Annotated in this window: 23 protein-coding genes and 1 pseudogene; 12 read left to right on the top strand and 12 right to left on the bottom strand. The window is 66.3% G+C overall.

Features of this window, described 5'->3' with window-relative positions:
- From IT40_RS29765 to IT40_RS23180, 9 genes and pseudogenes are all read left to right on the top strand, one after another.
- Positions 1-281 (top strand): annotated as a pseudogene (locus IT40_RS29765) (zinc ribbon domain-containing protein); the annotation flags it as partial.
- A 45-nt stretch (positions 282-326) separates the two neighbouring features.
- Positions 327-1,109 carry a hypothetical protein gene (locus IT40_RS23215; protein WP_208021429.1) on the top strand — a complete coding sequence of 261 codons (783 nt, stop codon included), beginning with the start codon at positions 327-329 and terminating at the stop codon, positions 1,107-1,109.
- Positions 1,110-1,342: 233 nt separating this feature from the next.
- The gene (locus IT40_RS23210) at positions 1,343-1,903 is read left to right on the top strand and encodes a TetR/AcrR family transcriptional regulator (protein ID WP_243700319.1); all 561 of its coding nucleotides are present in this window, start codon (positions 1,343-1,345) and stop codon (positions 1,901-1,903) included.
- Positions 1,904-1,906: 3 nt separating this feature from the next.
- On the top strand, positions 1,907-3,052 hold the full coding sequence (locus IT40_RS23205; protein ID WP_036760162.1) for an efflux RND transporter periplasmic adaptor subunit: 1,146 nt from the start codon (positions 1,907-1,909) through the stop codon (positions 3,050-3,052).
- The gene (locus IT40_RS23200) at positions 3,049-4,182 is read left to right on the top strand and encodes an ABC transporter permease (RefSeq protein ID WP_036760159.1); all 1,134 of its coding nucleotides are present in this window, start codon (positions 3,049-3,051) and stop codon (positions 4,180-4,182) included. The genes IT40_RS23205 and IT40_RS23200 overlap by 4 nt, the downstream gene beginning before the upstream one ends.
- A gap of 5 nt (positions 4,183-4,187) precedes the next feature.
- Positions 4,188-4,880, top strand: coding sequence for an ABC transporter ATP-binding protein (locus IT40_RS23195; RefSeq protein WP_036760158.1), 693 nt, complete (start codon positions 4,188-4,190; stop codon positions 4,878-4,880).
- 131 nt (positions 4,881-5,011) lie between these two features.
- On the top strand, positions 5,012-5,494 hold the full coding sequence (locus IT40_RS23190) for a cytochrome b (protein WP_036760157.1): 483 nt from the start codon (positions 5,012-5,014) through the stop codon (positions 5,492-5,494).
- Between the two features lie 96 nt (positions 5,495-5,590).
- Complete coding sequence (locus IT40_RS23185; protein ID WP_036760156.1) at positions 5,591-5,971, top strand: hypothetical protein; 381 nt, start codon at positions 5,591-5,593, stop codon at positions 5,969-5,971.
- A gap of 61 nt (positions 5,972-6,032) precedes the next feature.
- Positions 6,033-7,973 (top strand): heavy metal translocating P-type ATPase, encoded by a 1,941-nt coding sequence (locus IT40_RS23180; RefSeq protein ID WP_036760170.1) that lies wholly within the window; start codon positions 6,033-6,035, stop codon positions 7,971-7,973.
- A 15-nt stretch (positions 7,974-7,988) separates the two neighbouring features.
- On the opposite strand, the gene IT40_RS23175 is transcribed toward IT40_RS23180, so the two are convergent.
- The 3 genes from IT40_RS23175 to IT40_RS23165 form a co-directional block, all read right to left on the bottom strand.
- On the bottom strand, positions 7,989-8,639 hold the full coding sequence (locus IT40_RS23175) for a DUF924 family protein (protein ID WP_243700318.1): 651 nt from the start codon (positions 8,637-8,639) through the stop codon (positions 7,989-7,991).
- 68 nt (positions 8,640-8,707) lie between these two features.
- Positions 8,708-10,627 carry a heavy metal translocating P-type ATPase gene (locus tag IT40_RS23170; RefSeq protein ID WP_036760153.1) on the bottom strand — a complete coding sequence of 640 codons (1,920 nt, stop codon included), beginning with the start codon at positions 10,625-10,627 and terminating at the stop codon, positions 8,708-8,710.
- Between the two features lie 64 nt (positions 10,628-10,691).
- A complete protein-coding gene (locus tag IT40_RS23165) occupies positions 10,692-10,910 on the bottom strand; it encodes a heavy-metal-associated domain-containing protein (protein ID WP_028714023.1) in 219 nt (72 codons plus the stop codon).
- A 108-nt stretch (positions 10,911-11,018) separates the two neighbouring features.
- On the opposite strand from IT40_RS23165, the gene IT40_RS23160 reads away from it, so the two are divergent.
- Entirely contained in the window at positions 11,019-11,924 is a 906-nt protein-coding gene (locus IT40_RS23160; RefSeq protein ID WP_036760152.1) for a LysR family transcriptional regulator, read from the top strand.
- A gap of 33 nt (positions 11,925-11,957) precedes the next feature.
- Here the strand turns inward: IT40_RS23160 and IT40_RS23155 are convergent, their stop codons facing one another.
- The 8 genes from IT40_RS23155 to IT40_RS23120 form a co-directional block, all read right to left on the bottom strand.
- The gene (locus tag IT40_RS23155) at positions 11,958-12,476 is read right to left on the bottom strand and encodes a hypothetical protein (protein ID WP_243700317.1); all 519 of its coding nucleotides are present in this window, start codon (positions 12,474-12,476) and stop codon (positions 11,958-11,960) included.
- A 97-nt stretch (positions 12,477-12,573) separates the two neighbouring features.
- A complete protein-coding gene (locus IT40_RS23150) occupies positions 12,574-13,566 on the bottom strand; it encodes an FAD:protein FMN transferase (protein ID WP_036760150.1) in 993 nt (330 codons plus the stop codon).
- The gene (locus IT40_RS23145) at positions 13,547-15,754 is read right to left on the bottom strand and encodes a PepSY domain-containing protein (protein ID WP_036760149.1); all 2,208 of its coding nucleotides are present in this window, start codon (positions 15,752-15,754) and stop codon (positions 13,547-13,549) included. Before IT40_RS23145 ends, IT40_RS23150 begins: the two co-directional genes overlap by 20 nt.
- Positions 15,755-15,763: 9 nt before the next feature.
- Positions 15,764-16,234: a DUF2271 domain-containing protein gene (locus IT40_RS23140; RefSeq protein ID WP_036760148.1), complete on the bottom strand. Its 471-nt coding sequence runs from the start codon at positions 16,232-16,234 to the stop codon at positions 15,764-15,766.
- Between the two features lie 26 nt (positions 16,235-16,260).
- Complete coding sequence (locus tag IT40_RS23135; protein WP_208999483.1) at positions 16,261-16,665, bottom strand: PepSY domain-containing protein; 405 nt, start codon at positions 16,663-16,665, stop codon at positions 16,261-16,263.
- A gap of 87 nt (positions 16,666-16,752) precedes the next feature.
- The gene (locus IT40_RS23130) at positions 16,753-17,055 is read right to left on the bottom strand and encodes a PepSY domain-containing protein (RefSeq protein ID WP_036760147.1); all 303 of its coding nucleotides are present in this window, start codon (positions 17,053-17,055) and stop codon (positions 16,753-16,755) included.
- A gap of 189 nt (positions 17,056-17,244) precedes the next feature.
- The gene (locus IT40_RS23125) at positions 17,245-17,877 is read right to left on the bottom strand and encodes a cytochrome b/b6 domain-containing protein (RefSeq protein WP_036760146.1); all 633 of its coding nucleotides are present in this window, start codon (positions 17,875-17,877) and stop codon (positions 17,245-17,247) included.
- The gene (locus IT40_RS23120) at positions 17,870-18,184 is read right to left on the bottom strand and encodes a PepSY domain-containing protein (protein WP_036760167.1); all 315 of its coding nucleotides are present in this window, start codon (positions 18,182-18,184) and stop codon (positions 17,870-17,872) included. The genes IT40_RS23125 and IT40_RS23120 overlap by 8 nt, the downstream gene beginning before the upstream one ends.
- Before the next feature lie 141 nt (positions 18,185-18,325).
- Here IT40_RS23120 and IT40_RS23115 point away from each other — a divergent pair, with 141 nt between their 5' ends.
- Positions 18,326-18,985, top strand: a complete 660-nt coding sequence (locus tag IT40_RS23115) for a response regulator transcription factor (RefSeq protein ID WP_036760145.1) — start codon at positions 18,326-18,328, stop codon at positions 18,983-18,985.
- Complete coding sequence (locus tag IT40_RS23110) at positions 18,982-20,340, top strand: ATP-binding protein (RefSeq protein ID WP_036760144.1); 1,359 nt, start codon at positions 18,982-18,984, stop codon at positions 20,338-20,340. Before IT40_RS23115 ends, IT40_RS23110 begins: the two co-directional genes overlap by 4 nt.
- 266 nt (positions 20,341-20,606) lie before the next feature.
- Here the strand turns inward: IT40_RS23110 and istB are convergent, their stop codons facing one another.
- On the bottom strand, positions 20,607-21,242 hold the full coding sequence (istB, locus tag IT40_RS23105; RefSeq protein WP_084197399.1) for an IS21-like element helper ATPase IstB: 636 nt from the start codon (positions 21,240-21,242) through the stop codon (positions 20,607-20,609).
- Between the last annotated feature and the right edge of the window lie 90 nt (positions 21,243-21,332).

Raw genomic sequence — 21,332 nt, 5'->3', positions numbered from 1 at the left:
GCTTACGCGGCCCCACTGGGGCCACGGTCCCCTCTTCATCGGTAAAACGGCTCTTCCTCATCTCGTCTGCTCCTTCAGATTGGGCAGACGCTACATCACGGCGAGGGAACTTCCGGGGGGCAGGTCACAATGTCGGCGAGGGCATCCGCCGGCATTTCCGGGAGAACCGGCTGAACGGCACCCATCGGCCGAAGACCCTGCTCTCGGGTCTGGTGTTCTGCGGCTGCTGCGGCGGGCCTTACGCCATTCGCGGCTCCGGCCGCTTCGCCTGCTCGACCTAAAGCACCAAGGGCACCTGCACCAACAACCGCACGATCCCGCGCGAGGTGCTGGAGGACCGGGTTCTGGCCGGGCTGAAAGACCGGCTGATGACGCCGGAGGCCGCCGAGGCAGCAGTGCGCAGCTATGCCGAGGAGCTGAACCGGCTCAACCGCGAGCATCGCGCCAACACCGCCGGATGGGAGAACGAACTCGGCAGGATCGAGAAGCAGATCGCCCAGATCGTCGAGGCAATCGCCGACGGCATGTATCATCCGTCGATGAAGGAGAAGATGAGTGGGCTGGAAGCCCGCAAGCAGGAACTGGCCGCCCTGCTCGCCGAGGCGCCGCGCGACGTGCCCGACATGCTGCCGAATGCGGCCACGCTCTATGCCAGAAAGATCGCCCGGCTGATCGAGGCCCTGAACCAGCCCGAGGAGCGGCAGGAGGCTGCTGCACCGATGCGGGTGCTGATCGAGAAGATCGTCCTCACCCCCGGCCCGAGCCGCGGCGAGGTTTACGCCCGCCTGCACGGCGATCTGGCGACCATTCTGGAATGGGTGGCGCGTCAGGAGGGAAAGACCGGCACAAAAAACAAAACTCCCGGAGGGGTTTCCTCGGGAGTGTTGGTCTCATTGGTTGCGGGGGCAGGATCTAATCTTCACTTGCGCCCCGAGCAAGTAAAGATGGTTGCGGGGACCGGCGTCGATCATAACTTGCAATCGACGCCAGCAAAGATGGTTGCGGGAGCGCGCAACCATCTTTATCGGCGCTCCCCCGCACCAAACGTAATCCTCCTAATAAAACAACTTGAACCAGATGGTTCTGCACTTTTCAGAGCTGCGGCTTAGCTTTCGTTAGACGAACTTACGTGTTGTCTTCCGTATTCGCCGCGTCGGGGGCAGAGATAGGCCGGCCTCCCTCTTGCCCACCTAGTTCCCGGTGTCGCGGCAATCAATGCATGCAGAAAATGATGCCCAGTGATTGACGCATCGCATGAGGCTGCCTAAATATGTTTGTGACTACTCACTAACTAACGGGGTGCCCCGTGCGAAAGTCAGCGGAGCTTCGCAAGGCCGAGATCGTGGCCACCGTGCTCGACCTGGCCGACCGGATCGGGCCGGACCGGGTGACGACGGGGGCGGTCGCGTCGCAGATCGGCGTCACGCAGGCCGCGCTGTTCCGGCACTTCCCGACCAAGGCGGCACTCTGGCAGGCCGTTGCCGAGCATGTGGCCGAGGGGCTGGCAACGGCGTGGGAGGATGCATTGCGCCTCGGAGACACCCCGATCGTCAGGTTGCGTGCACTGATTTCCGCACAGTTCGCGCAGATCGCTGCCACCCCTGCCCTTCCCATGCTGCTGTTTTCGCGCGAACTGAACGTCACCAACGCAAAGCTGCGCGCCACCTTTCACGGCAGGCTCACGACCTTCCACGGCCTTCTGGCGATGGAGGTCGGGGCCGGCCAGAACATCGGCGCGTTGCGCGGCGACATCGCCGCAAACGATGCGGCGGCGCTACTGACGTCGCTCGTGCAGGGCGTGGCGATCCGCTGGGCGCTCGGCGCCCGCGATTTCGACTTGCGAGCCGAGGGGCTGCGCCTGTTCGACGCACAGTGCCGGCTTTTGGCTGCGGAAGGAGAATAGACGATGCGGCGCATTTGGCTGTCGGGTCTTCTTCTGGCGGCGGCTGTCGCTGCCGGCTTTCTGTTCTTCACCGAACGCCCGCTGACGGTGGTGGTCGTTCAGCCCGAACATGATGTGGACCTTCGCATCTACGGGCTCGGCACCGTCGAGGCGCGGATACTCAGCCGTGTCGGCTTCGAGGTGGGCGCTGCCTTGACCTCGCTGGCCGCCGATGCCGGGGACAGCGTGGCCAAGGGGCAGGAACTGGCCGTCCTTCACTCCGCCGAGCAGGAAGCGCGCGTTGCCCGCGCGGACGCAGCGGTGACGGCCAATGAGGCCAATCTTGCCAAGGCCACCGCAGCCGTGGTGCGCGCCCGTGCCGTTCTGGCCGAGCGCGAAGCGGCGAACCGCCGTCAGCAAGGGTTGGTACAGCGTGATATCGCGTCGGTCCAACGCGCCGAGGAAGCGCAACGCGACGAGGATGTGGCCCGCGCCGATCTGGCCGTGGCCGAGGCTGATGTGGCAGTGATCCGGGCACAGAGCCTTGACGCGGCTGCCGCACTGCGGCAGGAGGAAGCCGTTCTCACCCATCACCGGCTGCTTGCGCCCTATGACGCACTGATCGTCGCGCGCCATGCCGAGCCGGGCACAGTGGTGAAGGCCGGCGATGCGATCTTCACCCTGATCGACCCGGCCACCATCTGGATCCAGGCGTACGTCGACGAAGAACGTGCCGGCCAGCTTGTCCGGGGCCAGCCGGGCACGATCCGGCTGCGATCGCAGCCTTCGGCCGAATTCCATGGCACCATCGCCCGCATCGGCATCGAAAGCGACCGGGTGAACGAAGAACGCCGCGTCTGGCTGACCTGCGCCGACTGCCCCGCCGAGATGTTTCTTGGCGAACAGGCCGAAGTGCGCATCCTGACCGGCACACGAACGACCGCGCTGATGGTGCCCGAGGTCGCGATCACCGGCTTCGACGGCCATCGCGGCACGGTCTGGACGGTGCGAGACGGCCGTCTCGCGCGGGTGGGGTTGACCCTCGGCGTCCGCGATGATCGCGGTCGCGTCGAGGTCACGGGCGGACTGCCCGAGGGAGCCGCCATCGTCGCCCATCCGCCCAAGGGCGCGGCCGAGGGTCGGCGCGCCCGCGGCAGTGAGGCGCCATGAACCTCGCGCTCAAGGACATCCGCCATGGCCTGTTCCGGTTCGTGCTGACCTGTTTCGGGTTGGGGCTGCTGATGACGGTCGTGCTGGCGATGATCGGTATCTATAACGGCCTCGTCTCGGACGCGCTGGCGGTGGTAAAGGCACCGGCCGCAGATGTCTGGGTGGTGGAGGCCGGTACCAAGGGACCGTTCGCGGAAGCCTCCAGCATCCCCGCCGACACGCGCGACGCGGTGGCGCGGATGCCCGGCGTGGCCGAGGCCGGCGCGGTCAACTATCAGAACCTCGAGGCGCCTCATGCTGGGCGCACGCTGCGACTCTATGTCGTCGGCTACGAGTCGGGGCGTCCCGGCGGGCCGCAGGCGATCGCCGAGGGGCGCGGCATCGGCGCCGGTCATTTCGAACTGGTGGCCGACCGCAAGACCGGCCTGCTGCCCGGCGAGACGATCCGGCTCGGGCGCAACCGCTTTACCGTGGTCGGCCTGGTCGAAGGGGCGATGAACTCGGGCGGGGATCCGGCGGTCTATGTGACGCTGGCCGACGCGATGGCGCTGCAGACCGAGCTCGACCCGGCCGCTCAGCGGGTGCAGGCCGCGCGCGGGGCTGTCTCCGTCAAGTCCGCATCGGTCGCCGCCATAATTGCCCGCATGTCGCCGGGCGCCGATGTCGATCTGCTGACCGCGACCGTGCGCCAATGGAAGCACCTCGCCGCCATGACTCAGGCCGAACAGGAGGAACTGCTGCTGGCCTCGGTCGTCGACAAGGCGCGCCGCCAGATCGGGCTGTTCCTCGGCATCCTTCTCTCCGTCAGCGCCGTGGTGATCGCGCTGATCATCTACACGATGACCATGGAGAAGCTGAAGCAGATCGCCACGCTGAAGCTGATCGGCGCGCCCGACCGCACCATCATCGCGCTGATCGTGCAGCAGGCGCTGATCCTCGGCGCCTCGGGCTGGGGGATCGGCCTGATGCTGATCCTTGCGGTGAAGGACTATTTTCCCCGTCGCGTGGTGCTGGAGCCGTTCAACGTCATGGTCCTTGCCGGCATCATCGCCGCCGTCTGCCTTCTATCCTCGGCGCTCGGCGTGCGGGCGGCGATGAAGGTCGACCCGGCCACAGCGCTCGGGAGCTGACCGACATGGCGCTCGGCGACATCCTCATCGAGGTCTCGAACGTGGCCAAGCATTTCGGCGAGGGCGAAACCCGCGTCGATGCCCTGCGCGCGGTCGATCTGACCGTGCGGGCCGGCGAGGTGATCGCGCTGCTCGGTCCGTCCGGTTCGGGCAAGACGACGCTGCTCAACATCATTGGCTGCATCCTCGCCCCATCGGCGGGACGGGTGGTGCTGGACGGCGAGCCGGTCTTCGACGGCAAATGGCTACGGCGCGACCTGAGGCGTCTCAGGCTCGACAAGATCGGCTTCATCTTCCAGAGTCACAACCTGCTGCCCTTCCTGACGGCGCAGGAGAATGTCGCGGTCGTGCTCGATCTTACCGGTCTGCCCGCCGAGGAAGGCCGGACGCGGGCGCGTGAACTGCTGGACTATCTGGAGGTCGGCCATCGCGCGATGGTCAAGCCGGCGCTGCTGTCGGGTGGCGAAGCGCAGCGCGTGGCGATTGCCCGCGCGCTGGCCAACCGCCCCCGCATCATCCTTGCCGACGAACCCACTGCCGCGCTCGACGGCGCGCGCGCCGGGCTGGTGATGGACCTCATGCGCAAGCTCGCGGCCGAGCAGGAAGCCTGCATCGTGACCGTCACCCATGACGAGAAGATCTTCGACCGCTTCGACCGCCTGATCCACCTGCGCGACGGCCATCTGGTTAGCGCGTGATGGTCAGGAGTCAGGAGGCAGACATGACCCAAGCCCTCACACGCCGATCCTCGCCACCGTCATGCCTGCGGCGGATCGGATGTCGCACGACAGTGGCCGATACCACGCGACCTTGAAAAGGTGTAACCAAGATGCAACCGACATCCTATTCCAGAGCCCAGATCATCCTGCACTGGACGATTGCGGCCCTCGTCTTTTTCCAGATCCTCATGCATGACGGCATCGTCAAGGTATGGGACGGGCGGATGGACGGCATGCTGCCGAACCAGCCGACGATCAATCCTCATGCCGTTGCCGGCGCGCTGATCCTCGTTCTCGTTCTGTGGCGGCTGGTGCTGCGCCGCCGGCGCGGCGTTCCGGGCCTGCCGGAAGGCGAGCACCCGGCCCTGAAAGTTCTGGCCACGGGCATGCATGCGGCTCTCAACCTCCTGCTGATCCTGATGGCGCTTTCCGGCATGGCGGCGTGGATTTCCGGCGTCGAGGCGATCGGCGAAGCCCATTCCATCGCGCGGCTGGCGCTGGTTCCGCTGGTCCTCCTGCATATCCTCGCCGCACTTTACCATCATTTCTGGCTCAAGACCGATGTGCTGCGGCGCATGTTTGGCCGGGCCTGAGGCGGGGTCCGTTCCGCGCGCCGCAACCCGCAACCCATGGCAGGCCGGGCCACGCCCGCCCGGCCGCTCCCCAAACCCCGAACTCCGGAGGCAGACATGACGAGAAGACCGCGCAGCCAGACCGTTGCCGCCGCCGTCGCGGTGATCTTCGGCCTGCTGACCATCGTTTCGGGCGGCAGGGCGCTGTTCGGCGGCGTCGATATGGGCGCAGTGGTGCCATTCGTGCTGTGGTTCAACTTCGTCGCGGGATTTGCCTATGTCCTGGCCGGGATCGGCCTGTTGCGCGGCGCAGGGTGGGCGCCGCTGCTGTCGCTGGCCATCGCCACGGCCACGGTGGCCGTCTTCGCCGCCTTCCTGTGGCATGTCGGTGCCGGCGGCGCATGGGAGGCACGCACCATGGGCGCGATGATCCTGCGCAGCGCCGTCTGGATAGCCATCGCGGCCTTTGCATTTCGGTGCCATAAGCCATCCGATTGATCCACTCACCCAGCCAGCGATGGCGGCTGCCAGCCGCGACCTCGCCAGCCAGGAACCTGACATGAAGCGATTTCCAACTATTGACCTGTCACTGACCCTTTCGCTCGTTACCGTGCTCGGCATGGCAATGGCGGCGGCCGGCAGGTGGCTACCAAGCGGAGCTTTCGACGCTCTGGAGCTGCCGGGACTGGTGCTGGTCTATCTGGCTGGCGGCCTGCCGACCGGCTGGCGCGCGCTGTCGGAGCTGTGGCGCGCGCGCGTGCTTGACATCGACCTGTTGATGATCGTCGCGGCAATCGCCGCCGCAATCGTCGGCGCCCCGTTCGAGGGTGCGGTGCTGCTGACGCTGTTCAGCATCTCGACCACGCTGGAGGAACGCGCGCTTGGCCGGGCCCGCCGCGCCATCGAGGCCTTGATGGCGCTGCGCCCCGAGACCGCCTTGCGCAAGACCGCGGGCGGCGATGTCGAGGAAGTTCCCGCCGAGGTGCTGACCGTCGGCGATGTAGTGGTGCTGCGCCCCGGCGCCCGGGTGCCCAGTGATGGCGTGGTCGTCACCGGGCGCGGCGGCATCGACGAGGCCAATATCACCGGCGAATCCATGCCCGTGTCGAAAGAGGCCGGTGCGCAGGTGTTCGAGGCCACGATCAACCTCGACGGCGTGCTGGAGGTCGAGGTCACGCGCAGCGTCAGCGACAGCACCATCGCCCGCATGATCCGTCTGGTGACCGAGGCACAGGCCGCCCGCGCGCCCTCCGAACGGTTCAGCGAATGGTTCGGCCAGCGCTACACGGTCGCGGTGCTAGCGGGTGCGGTGATCGCCTTTGCCACGTTCTGGTGGCTGGGCGGCGACTGGGAACTGGCGCTTTACCGCGCCGCCACGCTGCTGGTCGCCGCCAGCCCCTGCGCCATCGTCATTTCCGTCCCCGCCGCGATCCTGTCGGCCCTTTCGGCGGCGGCGCGGGGCGGTGTTCTGTTTAAGGGCGGCGGCGCGCTGGAGACGCTGGCCGAGGTCGATATCTTCGCCTTCGACAAGACCGGCACCCTGACCACCGGCCGCGCCGAGGTGACGGAAATCGTCGCGCTGGATGGCGACGAGGCCGGGTTCCTGTCGCTGCTGGCGGGGCTGGAGGCGCATTCCGAGCATCATATCGCGGCCGCGATCCGCCGTGAGGTCGCCAGCCGCGGGCTTGATCCGGCGCAGGTGGCCGATGTGAACGCCCGGCCAGGCATCGGCATCGAAGGGTCCGATGCACTTGGCCCGATTTGGGCGGGCAATGCCTATCTTGCCGAGGACATGAAGGCCGCAACGGATCACCCCGCGTTGCAGCCGCTGGCGGATGGCACCAATACGGTCGTCTATCTGGGTCGCGGCGCCACCGTGCTGGGCGCCGTCAGCGTGGCGGATGAGGCACGGGCCAGTTCCGCCGGGGCGATCGCGGCCCTGCGCGACAGTGGTGTCCGCCGCATCGTCATGATGACCGGGGATCGCAGGCCGGTGGCGCTGCGCATCGGCGCTAGCCTTGGGCTGGAACCGGACGAGATCCATGCCGGGATGCTGCCGCAGGACAAGGTGCGTGAAGTCGGCGAACTGGCCGCAACCGGCCGCATCGCCTTTGTCGGCGATGGCGTGAACGACGCCGCGGCGCTGGCCCGCGCCGATGTCGGCATCGCCATGGGCGCGGCCGGGTCCGAGGTGGCGCTTCAGGCCGCCGATGTGGCGCTGCTGTCCGAGGATATGGAGCGGCTTGCGGACGCGCACCGCCTGTCGCGCCGAACGTCAAGGGTGATCCGGCAGAACCTGACCTTCGCCATCGGCGCCATGGTGGTTCTGGTCATCGGCGGGCTGTTCTTCGATCTGCCGTTGCCGCTGGTGGTGATTGGTCATGAAGGCGGCACCGTGCTGGTGGTGCTGAACGGGCTGCGGTTGCTGTCGGACCCGATCCGCCGGCTGAAGGCGTCTGTTGCCGGACAGGCGCTGACGGGTGTCGCGCAGCCCACCTGACCCGTGGGGATGCGCTCACCCCCGAAAGGCGCGCAGATGCGGAAACGCGCCCTTTTCCAGATATGCTTCCTCCTCGGGCGTCGATCTGCGACCAAGGATGGCGTTGCGGTGCGGGTGGCGGCCAAAGCTGGCGATGATGCGGCGCACCTGCCCCGCTTGATCGACGAGCGAGGCATAGAGCGGCCGCAACGGCGTCGGCGCACGGGCGGCAATGTCACGGCGCAGGGCGGTCAGCCGATCAATGCGGGCCAGATGGTCCGACCCCTCTGCATGGCCCAGGGGCTGGGTGAAAGCGATCTGGAACCACGGCAGGCCAAGTGCCGCCCAGTCTCCTTTTTCCAACCCTTCCAGCGCCTGCGCCAGGGCCGCCGGGTCTTGCGCCCAGGCCCGCTTGCTGCCCCGCCACAGCGAGCGCGGGAACTGGTCCAGCACCACGATCAGCGCCAGCCGGCCCCTGAGCGTCCCGGCCCAATGATCCAGCGCCCTCGCCGCGCCGCGTTCGGTCAGCGGGCCAAAGCGCGCCGCAATCGCACCGTCCGCGCCGCCATGCATCCGCCAGCGCCACAGCTCGGCATGGCGGTCAGGGTCGATATCCAGCGCGCGGCCCTCGGGGAACCAGAAATCCAGAACCTCGCCGATCTGTCTGGCATCATTGCTATCGGTCATGTCATCCCCCATGAAAACGCCCCCGCGCCATGGACACGGGAGCGGAATTGTCGACGAGGCACAAGCGCCTAGGCGGTCGCGGGCACCGCTGCCTGCGCAGGCCGGCGTCCGCCGGGACCGCGCGGGACGCGCAGCAGGCGCATGGCGTTGGCGATCACCACCAGCACCGAAAGCTGGTGGATCAGCATGCCCTCGGCCATATGCACATCGCCGCTGAACACGCCAAACAGCAGCCCGGCCACGGTCAGCAGCGCAATGACGAGGTTCTGGCGCATATTGCTCAGCGTCGCGCGGGAAATCGCCATCGCCTCGGGCAGTTTCTCCAGATCGTCGGCCATCAGCGCAATGTCGGCGGTCTCGATCGCCACGTCCGAGCCCGCGGCCCCCATGGCGATCGAGGTATCAGCGGCAGCCAGCGCTGGGGCGTCGTTAATGCCGTCGCCGATCATGGCGACATGGCGGCCCTCGGCCTGAAAGCGGCGGATCAGGTCAAGCTTGTCCTCGGGCAGCAGCCCGGCATGAACCTCGTCGATGCCGATTTCCGCAGCGATGGCGTGGGCGGCCTGCGGCTGGTCGCCGGTCAGCATGGCGATGCGCCCGACCCCGATGTCGCGCAGCCGGGCAATTGCGCCCTTGGCCGAGGGGCGGGGCTGGTCGGACAGGCCAAAGATGCCCGCGATGCGCCCGTCCAGCGCCACGATGATCGGCGTGCGCCCGCGCCCCAAAACCCCGGACAGCGCGGTCTCGGCCTCGGGGTCGAACGCGATGCCCAGCCTGTCGAACAGCCGCCGGTTGCCGGCCGCGACCTGCCGGCCCGCGTGGTTCACCACAAGGCCCATGCCGGCCACTTCCTCGACCGCTTCCGGCGCGGGAATGTCACCCTCGGCACGACCAGCGGCCACGACGGGCCGACCCAAGGGGTGATCCGAGCCGGATTCGGCGATGGCGGTCCAGTGCAGCAACTCGGCGCGGTCCATACCCGCCAGCGGCAGCACCTCGACCAGACTCGGGCGGCCCTCGGTGAGCGTCCCGGTCTTGTCCAGCGCCAGCATGTCGATGCGGCCCGCGCTTTCCAGATGCTGCCCGCCCTTGATCAGGATCCCCGACCGCGCCGCCCGCCCGATACCGGCGACGATGGAGACCGGCGTCGAGATCACCAGCGCGCCGGGGCAGGCCACGACCAGCAGCGTCAGCGCGAGGCGAATGTCCTGCGTCACCGCCCAGGCACCCAGCGCCAGCACCATGATGCCGGGCGTATACCATTGCGCGAAACGCTCGATCATGCGCTGGCTGGGGGCGCGTTCCTCCTGCGCCTCTTCGACGCGGCGGATGATCCGGGCCAGCGTGGTATCGGCGCCGATGCCGGTGGCGCGGATGCGCAGCACGCCATTTTCCGCGATGGTGCCGGCATGGACGTGGGAGCCGGGGGCTTTCTCGGCCGGGATCGGCTCGCCGGTGATGGCGGCCTCGGACACGGCGGCGTTGCCGTCGATCACCTCGCCATCGACGGGGATGCGGTTTCCGGCGCGCACCAGCACGACCTCATTCGGCTGGACAGCACTGGCGGCGATCTCGACCGGCTGGCCGTCGCGGATCACGGTGGCGATCTCGGGCGCGGCCTTCAGCAGATCGGCCAGCGCGCCACGGGTCTGGCGGAGCGTCCGCGCCTCAAGCCAGGCGCCGAAGCTGAACAGGAACGTAACGGCGGCGGATTCCCAATATTCGCCGATGAACAGCGCGCCGATAGCCGCAACGGTCACCAGCAGTTCAATCGAGAAATGGCGAATGCGCAACGCGTGGAACGCCCGCCAGGCGATGTCAGAGCCGGCGACAAAGGCCGCCGCCAGCATGGATGCCGCCCAGAGCCCACGCAGGCCGAACCCGTAAAGGGCGATCAGGCCCAGCACGATCAGGCTGCCGCTGATGATGGTCAGCCACTTCCTGCGGCTGGCCGGCTGGCGAAGGATTGTCAGGATAGGGGTCAACATGCGGGGCCTCATGATGTGAAGGCCCGGCCGCGCGGGCAGGCACGGCCGGACTGGAAGGGATCGGTCAGAATGCGGCGGGGCGGGCCTCGTAGCCGGTGGATTTCACCACCGAGACAAGGGCCTCGACCGGGGCGGATGCGGGGTCATGCTCGACCTCGATGCGGCCGGTGTTGAAATGCACCTTGGCGGCGGTCACGCCGGGAGTTGCCGCCAGCGCCTTTTCGATCTTGGTGACGCAGGAGGGGCAGGAAAATTCGTCGCTGCGCAGGATGGTCTTGGTCATGGCTGGTTCCTTTCATGTCGCCGTCCGGTGGGGCGGTCATTGCTTGTGACCTCAAGATATGCTGTTCTTTCAGGATCAGGAGTGGCAATTTCGACAAGGGATCATTGCATGAATGCACAGGCGCAGGATTGGGACGATCTGCGGTTGTTTCTGGCCGTGGCGCGGGCGGGGTCGCTTTCAGGAGCGGCGCGCAGCCTTGGCGTTACCCATTCCACCGTCTTTCGCCGCATCGGCGCGTTCGAGGCGCGGTTGCGGGTGCGGCTGTTCGACCGGCTGCCCGGCGGCTATGCTCTGACCCAGGCTGGCGAGGAGATGCGCGATTCCGTCATCCGCATCGAGGAAGAAATCACCGCGCTGGCGCTGAAGGTTACCGGACAGGACCAGCGGCCCACTGGGACGATCCGCATCACCACGACCGACCTGCTGGCGGTGGGTGTGCTGCCCCGCCATGTCGCCGCCTTCCGCGCCGAATGGCCCGAGATCGAGATCGAGGTGGTGGTGGCGGATAGGGTGCTGGACCTGACCCGGCGCGAGGCGGACGTGGCCCTGCGCATCGGCAATCCGGGACAGGAGACGCTGATCGGGCGGCGGGTCGGGCGGTTGGCCTTTGCCGCCTATACCGCGGCGGACCGGCCGCTGGGCGATCCTGCCGAGGGTGACTGGATCGGATACGGCTCTGCGCATGGCCCGCTCAGCCGCAATCTGGCCCGCTGGTGGCCGGATGCGCGACAGGTTTACCGGACAAACTCGATCATCGCCGCCCATGCCGGTGCGAAGGCGGGGATCGGACTCGCTGCCTTGCCTTGCGTGATCGCTGATTGCGACCCCAGCCTGATCCGCGCCGCCGCGCTGCCCGAGGACTTCATGCTGGACCTGTGGTTGCTGATTCACGAGGATCTGCGCCAGACCGCGCGCATCCGCCTGTTTCTGGACTTCATGGCGACGGCCCTGACGGCCGATGCCGACCTGCTGGAGGGGCGCTGCCCGTGCAAGACAAGGCCGGCGCAGGCGTGACGCCCGCGCCGGCCCATGCCTGCGCCCATGACGTCAGTCGATCATCTGCCAGCCCGGATGCTCGAAATGCTCGCCATAGGCGTTCAACGCCTGAACGATCGTCACCGCGCCAGTCTCGACCTCGCCGGCCTCCAATGCCGAGATGCCGGTCATCACCTCACCAAGGACGATATGGAACTGCTCGTCTACCTCGGGTTCCAGCACACAGTTCTCGACCATGAAATCAACCTGCTTCTGGACATCGGCAGCGACCCCATTCGCGGCATCGGCAGGCAGGGTGCCGTTGTGGATCGCGTCCAGGTTCGCGGCCATGGTTCCGTGAATCGCGGTCATGCCGGTGATCATGTTCTGATCGCCCTGCCATTTGGCGCCATCGTTCAGCGTGATCTCGATAGCCCCCGCGCCATGGCTGTCATGATCATGGGATTGCGCGGCGGCAATGCCAGCTGACCCCAGCGCGAGGGCGAGAGCGACAGCGACGGTGGTGAAAGATTTTACAGTCCGCATAGTGATCTCCTGTATCTGGCAAGTGGTTCTGGCCGCGGCGGGCATCGACAGACGCCGCCGGGCTTGGGATAGACATAGGCTGTCCGTTTTCGCACGAGAATTGACGAAACCTGCAAAGACCTATTGCACGAATGGACAGACCTCAGGCACGAACCAGACCCTCTCGGCCTGCCGCCGATACCATCGGGCTGTCGAACAGCGCCCCGACGGCATGGGGCCGGATGCCGTCTGCCTCGCGCATCAGAAACAGCGCATCGAGGGAAAGGTGTGCGGCGAGTTCGCCGCCAGCCTGCGGACCCAGCACCATCAGCGCGGTTGCCCAGGCATCAGCCTCGGCACAGCTGCCCGTGACGACCGTGACCGAGGCCGGCGACGACCGCAGCGGGCCGCCCGTCGCCGGGTCCATCGTATGCGACAGGCGCTGGCCCTGAACGGTGACATGATGCCGGTAATCGCCCGAGGTGGCGACGGCGGCATCTTGCAGCATCAGGACCGAATGGGGCGCGCGGCGTTCGGGATCGGGCGCCTCGACGGCGACGGTCCAGGGCATGCCGTCGGGCCGCAGCCCGGAGGCTCGCATCTCGCCGTCGATGCCAACAAGGAACCCGGTGATGCCGAAGCCCCGTAACATTTCGGCCAACCTGTCGACGCCGTAGCCCTTGGCGATGCCGTTCAGGTCGAGCGTGATGGGTGCATGTTTCCTGACCAACCCGGCCGCGCGGTCGATCTCCAGCACCTCATGCGCGGGCGGGCGCGTGGTTACCATGGCCCAGCGGATGGCTTCAGCGCTGGCTTCCTCGGGGCCAAAACCCCAGGCGCGCACCGCATCGCCCATGCCGATATCGAACGCACCGCCCGATGCCGCACAGATCCGCAGCCCGAGGTTCAGCACCTCGGCCAAGCCGGCAGGAACGGCCACCCAGGCGCCAGTGGGCGCCCGGTTCAGGCGCATCAGGTCGCTGTCGGGTTGCCATGTCGACATTGCGGCATCAACCTCCGCCACGGTCGCTTGCAGGGCAGCCTGCACCGGGGCGGGGTCCAGCCCGGCATCGGCGTGGAAACGCGCCGACCAGCGAGTGCCCATGGTCGGGCCGTTCAGCGCGTGGCGGCCCGGGTCAGTAGATATCTTCGGCATAGCGCCCCTCCGCTTTCAGCGCGAGCGGGGTAAGACCCGTCGGCGCGAGGATGTCGGTCAGCGCCTCGGCCACGCCCGAGGCCATGTCGCGCCCGCCGCAGACCATGATGCGCGCGCCTTCGTGTACCAGCCGGATCAGTTCAGCGCTCTCGGCCCGCAGCGCGTCCTGGACATGGCGCGGCTTTGCCCCGCGCGAGTTCGCGGTGGTCAATCGCGCCAGACGGCCATCGACCTGCCAGCCGGCCAGATCGTCGCGATACAGGAAATCGCTGTCGGGGTGGCGCATCCCGAAGGCCAGATGGATGGGCCGCTTGCGGCTGTTGCCCCGGATGAAGCCCGCAAGCGGGCCGATGCCGGTGCCGGCGCCGATCAGGATCAGCGGCGAGCGTCCTGCTGCGGCATGGAAAGCCGGATTGTGCCGGACGAAGGCGCGGATCGCCTGGCCCGGCTTCAGCGCCAGAAGCTGACCCGAGCAGAGGCCGCCGGGATGCTTGCGCACCACGATCTCGACGAACCCGTCGCGCCGTCCGGAGGCCAGCGAGTAGAAGCGCGGCAGATCCGCACCCTCGGGCAGAACGCCGAGGAGATCACCGGCCTGAAACCGGCCAAACCCCCGACCTGTCAGCCGTTGCAAAAACGTCGCCTCGGGTAGGGCAAAGCGCAGGATCGTGGTCGGCGCCTGCACCTCCGCCCCGTAATCACGGCGCGAGATCAGGGTGAGCCGCCCCGTCACGGGCGGGGTTGGCACATGTTCGAGCGTAAGCTCGATCCCCAGCGCCGCCCCCAGGGCGCGGCCCCAGCGGGCGAAATCCTGCGGCGACTGGCGATCGACCGTGTCGAAGGGCATCAATTGCGCCCAGCCTTTGGCAGCAGCCCGACTCCCGACTTCATCGGCGAACGCGCAGAACGCGGGAAAGCTGCGATCGCCGAAACCAAGCACGGCAAGCGGGGCCTCAGGGACAGATTCCAGCGCCGCGAGGCGTTCAATGAACCCCTTCGCCGTGGCGGGAGCCTGTCCCTCGCCCCAGGTGGCGGCGAGAATGACGAACCGTTCGGCCTGCGGATAGCGCGCCGGCTCGAAACCGGACATTGGCGCGACATGAACATGCTGGCCCGCCGTGGTCAGCGCATGTTGGAGCGTCGCAGCGAAACCCCAGGTGCTGCCGCCGTCCGAGCCCACCAGCAAGATGGTCGCAGCGCCGTTTGCAGGATGATTGCCACGGAGACGCGGCCTTGACCGCCGCCCCGCGAACCAGAGCACAAGACCACTCACCCCCATTGCCGGCACGCCGAGCGCCAGCACACCCAGCACGAGGCCGAGAGATGCGGCCCCCTGCCCGGTATGCAGCATGTAGATGGTTTCAGATATCTGTTCCCACATCGTCAGCTCGGCCCAGGCCAGAAGCTCACCCGTCCCCTGATCGAGATAGCCGGTGCCGCGATCCGTCTTCAGAGTGAAGGCGTCCGTGGCGTCGCCAGGATAGGGAAAGCTCAGCTCGCGCAACTCCGTGACAGCAATCACGGAGAGCGGCTCCATCGCAGCAAGCGAGACCCCAGTGCTTCCGCTGACCTCAGTCGGAAAGGTCGGCGGTGCGGCTCCATCCGGCAGAAGATCGAAGGTCGAGGCGGCCATCCACAGTGCAGTCGCTGAGGACAAAACCAGCCCCGCGACCGCCACGCGGGCGATCCCGGTATGGATGCGGCTCGACGCCGGCCCGCGCAAAGGGGCGAACCAGCGCCGCCAGCCGCCCATGCGCCGCGCGACCAGCATCGCGCCGGAGACCGACAGGATCAGCATCGCCACGGCGCCAATGGCCATGGCGATACGACCGGCATCGCCCAGGAACAGCGAACGGTGAAGGTTGGTCAACCAGCGTTTGACCGGATCGGGATCGGCGCTGGCGATGCCCTTGCCGGTCGCCGGGTCGATTACCGCCGCGCCGGGCGTGCCGTCGTCGAACCAGAACGCGGTGATCCGGCCCGACGGCGCGCGCCGGATCTGCTCCACCCCCGGATAGGCAGCCAGGATACGTCCTGCGAGATCGGCGACGGTCAGCCCGGCCTCGGCCTGCGGCGTGGAAAGCCGCTCGGCCGCGGGAAAGACCGAGAGCGCCGCGCCGCTCAACGCAAGGGCCATGACGAGAATGAGGGCCAGCAGACCCGGCCAGCGATGCAGCGTGCGGATCATGGCGTTGCCTCACATGTCGTAGCGGAGGCTGGCGACATACCTGCGGCCGGGCGCAGGCTTTCCCGCTCCTGCCGTCGTCAGCGGCACGGCGATGTCCTTCGGGCTGTCGCGCATGTCCTCGACGGCGGCGTCGACATGCAGCGTATAGCCCGCATCGAACAGCGCATCGGCAAGGTCGAGGGTGATTTCGAGTGACCGGCCCGCGCCGACACTGGCGCCGGTGATGCCGTCGACCTGCGCCAGGTCGCCGCCGGTGGCGCGATACCAGTCGCTGAGATGTTCGTAATACTTCGACTTGCCGCCGGCCATCCACAGGGTTCCGGCATACGCCCCCTGCGCATCCGTGACGTAGAGGACGAGATAGGCACCATCGCCACCGTACGTGTTCAGGGTGGTGGTGAGGGTAACCGGCCGGGCCATGGCAAGGCTGGGCGCCACCAAGGTCGAAGTCAGCGCGAGTGCTGCAAGGATGGATTTCATGACTCTGCTCTCTTCTGCCTGATATATCAGTTCACCCGCACAACGGGCGGGGTGCCGTTCTGGAACAGCGGATTGGAGGGGGGTGCCGACGGAGCGACGGTGGGTGCATTGCCGCGATCCCGCTCGGGGATCTGCTGGCCATCCCTGTGGCGCAATTTGACGACCTGCAACGTCGCGGGATCCAGTTTGGCCTTGATGCGACGGCCCTGGGCATCGCGTCCCTTGACCTCCCAGCAGCCGTCGTCCGCCTCGATCTTCTCAACATGCCAACCGAGGCCGGTTGCCGCCTGCATTACCGCTTCGCGTGGTTGCCAGGCCCCGTGCCCCACATGGCAGTCGTCACCTGCCATCGCCCCCGCCGCAGGCAATACCGCGAGAGCGGCTACGGCGATCAATAGAGTTTTCATGGTTCGAATGTCCTTTACGATCATCTCGGGGGCACTTTCCCGGCTATGGCCGAGGCGAACGCCCGTGTGGAAAGAGGTCCACCTCAATGATGAGGTGGACCCTTGCGGCCATCAGTTGCGCTTCTCGGGCTTGGTGCCGTCGCTCCAGCGTTTGACCTTGCCGTCGATCACCTCGAGCGTTCCGGGATCGACGGTCATCTTCAGGCTGTTGCCGCCCTGGTCGATGACGTTCAGTTCGTAGCAGCCGTCGTCGAGTTCCATTTTCGAGATGGTCCAACCGAACTCGTCGGTCACTTGAATGAGAGCGTCCCACGATTGCATGTTCTCGGTCGGCACGTTGCATTTCTCACCAGCGAACGCGGCCCCGGCGGGGATCGCGAGCGCCAATGCGGTGGCGGTCAGGATGGTTTTCATGGCTATGCTCCTCAGCCTTGGTTGCCTGATGAAACCAATCTGGAGGGGGCGGCTGACGTGATCCTGATCGCCGCGGAAAACCTGCGTCAGCTTCTCGTCAGCCTGCCGCGACGAACCGCAGCGATTACACAAAACAAACAGGCCCCGCCAAACAGGCGGGGCCCGAACAGCAGCGGGAATGCGTAACGATCAGGTCACGTCATTTGTGCCGGGAGGGCGCTTTCGGCCCGTGACCATGGCACGGGGCAGGTTCTCCCGATGGCGCCATGAGGTGACGGCCACACCCCCAACATGCAAGGCCACGAGAACCAGAGCCATGTTGGCCAGCATTTCATGCACCTCCTTCAAGGTCTTGTCCCCTCTGACTTCCCGGTTTCCGTGCTCGCCCGCAACCGTCACGGCCCGGGCTTCCTCGATCGATTGTTCGAGCAGCCAGCCGCTCAGCGCGGTGCCGGAAAGCGTGACCATGAGTGCCACGATCATCGCGGCGCCAGCCGGGTTGTGCCCGAGATGGCGTCGCTCGCGCCCGTGCAGCATGTCCCCGAGATAGGCCAGCGTCGCGGCGGGGCCACGCACGAATTGCGTGAAACGGGCATGGCGGCTGCCAACGAAACCCCAGATCAGGCGGAGGGCAAGCAACGCCGCCACCGCGTAACCGGCCGCCTCGTGAAGCGGCTGCACCTCGTCCGCCGCAAGCCATGCCACTGCAAAGGCGGCAACCAGACCCCAGTGAGAGCTGCGCACCAACGGATCCCAGACCAGCACCGTGCGCGTAGTATCGGCGACGTCCTGAATGGCGTCACCCTTCATCATCTCAGTCATGTTTGTGCTCTCTGCCCTCACGGGAGCGCCGATCATCTCCGTCCTTGTATTCGATCTCGATCACCTGAAGCGTGCCGGGATCGACCGTCACCTCGATGCGGCGTCCTTCCCGGTCTGTGCCTTTTATCTCGTAGCAGCCGTCGTCGATTTTTATGCGCCGCACCACCCATCCGTTTTCTTCCGCGAGCCGCACCACCGCGCTTCTTGGCTGCCAGTCTGCCAGCGGCACGGCACAGTCGTCGCCGGCAAGTGCAGCCCCGGACGGAAGGACCACGAGAAAGGTCAGAATTGTCAGCGATCTCTTCATGGACCACACTCCGTATAACGGCCACTGGATGACATTCTGCGCCGCGAACCTGACGGGATGCTGAAGCCCGGGGCGTCCCGCCATCAGCTTTGCGTCAGCCCGGGTCGCCATAATGGCCAGAGGCAAATGAGTAGGAAGATCATGCGGATCCTGCTGATCGAGGATGATACCGTTCTGGGTGCCGCCGTGCGGGACCAGATCGCTGCGGGTGGCCAGTCGGTGGATTGGGTCACGCGCCTGGACGCGGCCGGCGATGCGATGGCCGGCACCGGCTATGATCTTGTATTGCTGGACCTCATGCTGCCCGACGGACGCGGCATCACCTTCCTTCGGTCGCTGCGCACCAGCGGCGACGTGACGCCGGTGATCATCCTGACAGCGCTGGACCAGATTTCGGACCGGATCGAAGGCTTGAACGCCGGCGCCGACGACTATCTGGTGAAGCCCTTCGATCTGGCCGAGCTTTCCGCGCGCATCGGCTCGGTCGCGCGGCGCTATAGCGGCAATCCCAACCCGATCATCGTCCACGGCACGCTTGCCGTCGACCTTGCCTGCCGCAGCATCCGCCGCGACGGCCGGCCCGTGCAGCTCACCGCACGTGAATGGGCGCTGTTCGAGGCGTTCCTCACCCGCCCGGGGCAGCTTCTGTCCAAGGCACAGCTTGAGGAAAAGCTTTATGCCTTCGATACGGAGGTGGAAAGCAACACCATCGAGGTCCATGTCAGCCGGCTGCGCAAGAAGCTGGGCGCCGAGGTGATCGAGACCGAGCGCGGGTTGGGCTACCGGCTGGGTTCGCCATGACGATGCCACGCAGCCTTCAGATGCGGTTGGGGGTGTCGCTGGGTATCCTTCTGACACTTCTGTGGATCGCGGCCGCCGCCGTCACGGCGGTCATGCTGCGGCACGAGATGGACAGGATCTTCGACTCGTCGCTACAGGAAGCGGCGCAGCGCCTGCTGCCGCTGGCCGCTGTCGAGATCGTCGGACGTGAGGAGGAAGGTGTGACGCAGCACCTTGCCGACCTGCGCGACCACGACGAATTCCTCACCTATATCGTGCGCGATGACGAAGGGCGAATTCTTCTGCAATCGCATGAGGCCGATCCCGCCATCTTCCCTGAATGGGACGGGCCGGGCTTTCGCACGACCGCAACCCATCGCCTGTATGGCGAGGACGCCCTGCAAGGCACGATCCGCCTCACGGTCGCCGAGCCGCTTGCCCATCGCGCGGCGGCGGCACGCGATGTCTGGGCGGGCCTGGGGTTGCCGCTGCTGGTATTCATCCCTGCCGCACTGTTGGCGATCGTATTGACTGTCCGCTCGGGTCTGGCCCCGTTGCGCCGCTATCGCGACCGGCTGGCCGCGCGTTCGCCGCGCGACCTCGCCCCCGTCGCCTGCGACGATCTTCCCGTCGAGGCCGCCCCGGTGGGGACGGCGATCAATGTGCTTCTGGCGCAACTCAAATCCACATTCGAGGCCGAACGCACCTTCGCCGCCAACGCAGCGCATGAATTGCGAACACCGCTGGCAGGCGCAATCGCGCAGGCCCAGCGGATACAGGTGGAAACGAAAGATACCGGTGCCGGCCACAGGGCTGCCGAGATCGAGGCCTCGTTGAAGCGGCTGGCCCGGACCGCGGAACGGCTTCTGCAACTGGCCCGAGCAGAAGGCGGGCGGTTGCGGCTCGATCATCTATCCGATCTTCGCATCACCGCCCGTCTGGTCGTGGACGATATCGAGAGGACAGCGCCGAACCGGATCGCGCTCGCCCTGCCGGAGCACCCGGTAATGTCCGACCTCGACCCCGATGCGTTTGGCATCATCGGCCGCAACCTCATTGAGAACGCCCTGCGGCACGGCGCATCCGACAAACCAATCACGGTAAGCCTCAGCGCGGACGGCACGTTCAGCGTCGCCAATGAAGGCCCCGTCGTGCCGACAGAAGCACTTGGCCGGCTGACCCGCCGTTTTGAGAGGGGGACAGCCGGAACGGAAGGCAGCGGGCTTGGCCTTGCCATCGCCGCGAGCATTGCCGATCGGATTTCGTCAAAGCTCACCTTGCAATCGCCAAGGCCGGAAAGCTCGTCCGGCTTTGAGGCGATCGTGGTTCTGCCGATAGCTTCACGGACGCTGAGCGAAGCTGCCAGCGCCCGATAGTCGCAACCATCGGACCGACCTTTGGCCGGCCGTTCGCGGCCCGGCTGGATGCTTGCCTAACATGACTGAGGTGCCTTGGTGAGTTGAGAATGAGGTTGCCTGGAGGGTTGATACTAGTGAGTGATTACTTCTATTATGTGTCGATATGATTTTTGACCTCACGAAAGGTGCCGTGATACATTATGCGTGTTCGGTGTTGATTTTCACCCAGAACTGAGCCGGGTTTTCCATCGAGAATTGAGCCACCTCTGACTATGGATTGAGGGTCAAGCTGGGGTCAAGGCATGTGACGTCCCCTCCTTTTTCTGGGCTGCTGCGGCTGAACTGGCCTTGAAGCGGAAGCTGTCGTTTCCGGTCTCCAGGATGTGGCAGCGATGAGTAAGCCGGTCGAGCAGCGCGGTGGTCATCTTGGCATCGCCGAAGACCGTCGCCCATTCGCTGAAGCTGAGATTGGTGGTGATAACGACGCTGGTGCGTTCGTAAAGCTTGCTCAGCAGATGGAAGAGCAATGCACCGCCGGAGGCGCTGAAGGGCAGGTATCCCAGTTCGTCGAGGATCACGAGGTCGAGGCGGGTCAGGCTTTCGGCGACCTGCCCGGCCTTGCCCCTGGCTTTCTCCTGTTCGAGGGTGTTGACCAGTTCTATGGTCGAGAAGAAGCGAACCTTTCGGCGGTGATGCTCGATGGCTTGGATGCCGAGTGCGGTCGCGACATGGGTCTTGCCGGTGCCCGGCCCGCCGATCAGCACGATATTTTCGGCGCCGCTCATGAACTCGCAGCGGTGCAACTGGCGCACCGTCGCCTCATTCACCTCGCTGGCCGAGAAGTCGAAGCCCGCCAGATCCTTGTAGGCAGGGAAACGCGCGGTGTTGAATGTCGCTGAGAACTGACCCGGGTTTGTCATCGAGAACTGACCCACCCTTCGGTTATGTTCTGTGGGTCATGCCTGGGTCAATGCACTTGAAGCTCCCTTCTTTGTTTTGGCGGCCGCGGT

Source organism: Paracoccus versutus (genome assembly GCF_000763885.1).
Classification (GTDB): domain Bacteria; phylum Pseudomonadota; class Alphaproteobacteria; order Rhodobacterales; family Rhodobacteraceae; genus Paracoccus; species Paracoccus versutus.
The sequence above is the reverse complement of the archived record's forward strand: the minus strand, read 5'-3'. Positions and strand labels throughout refer to the sequence as shown.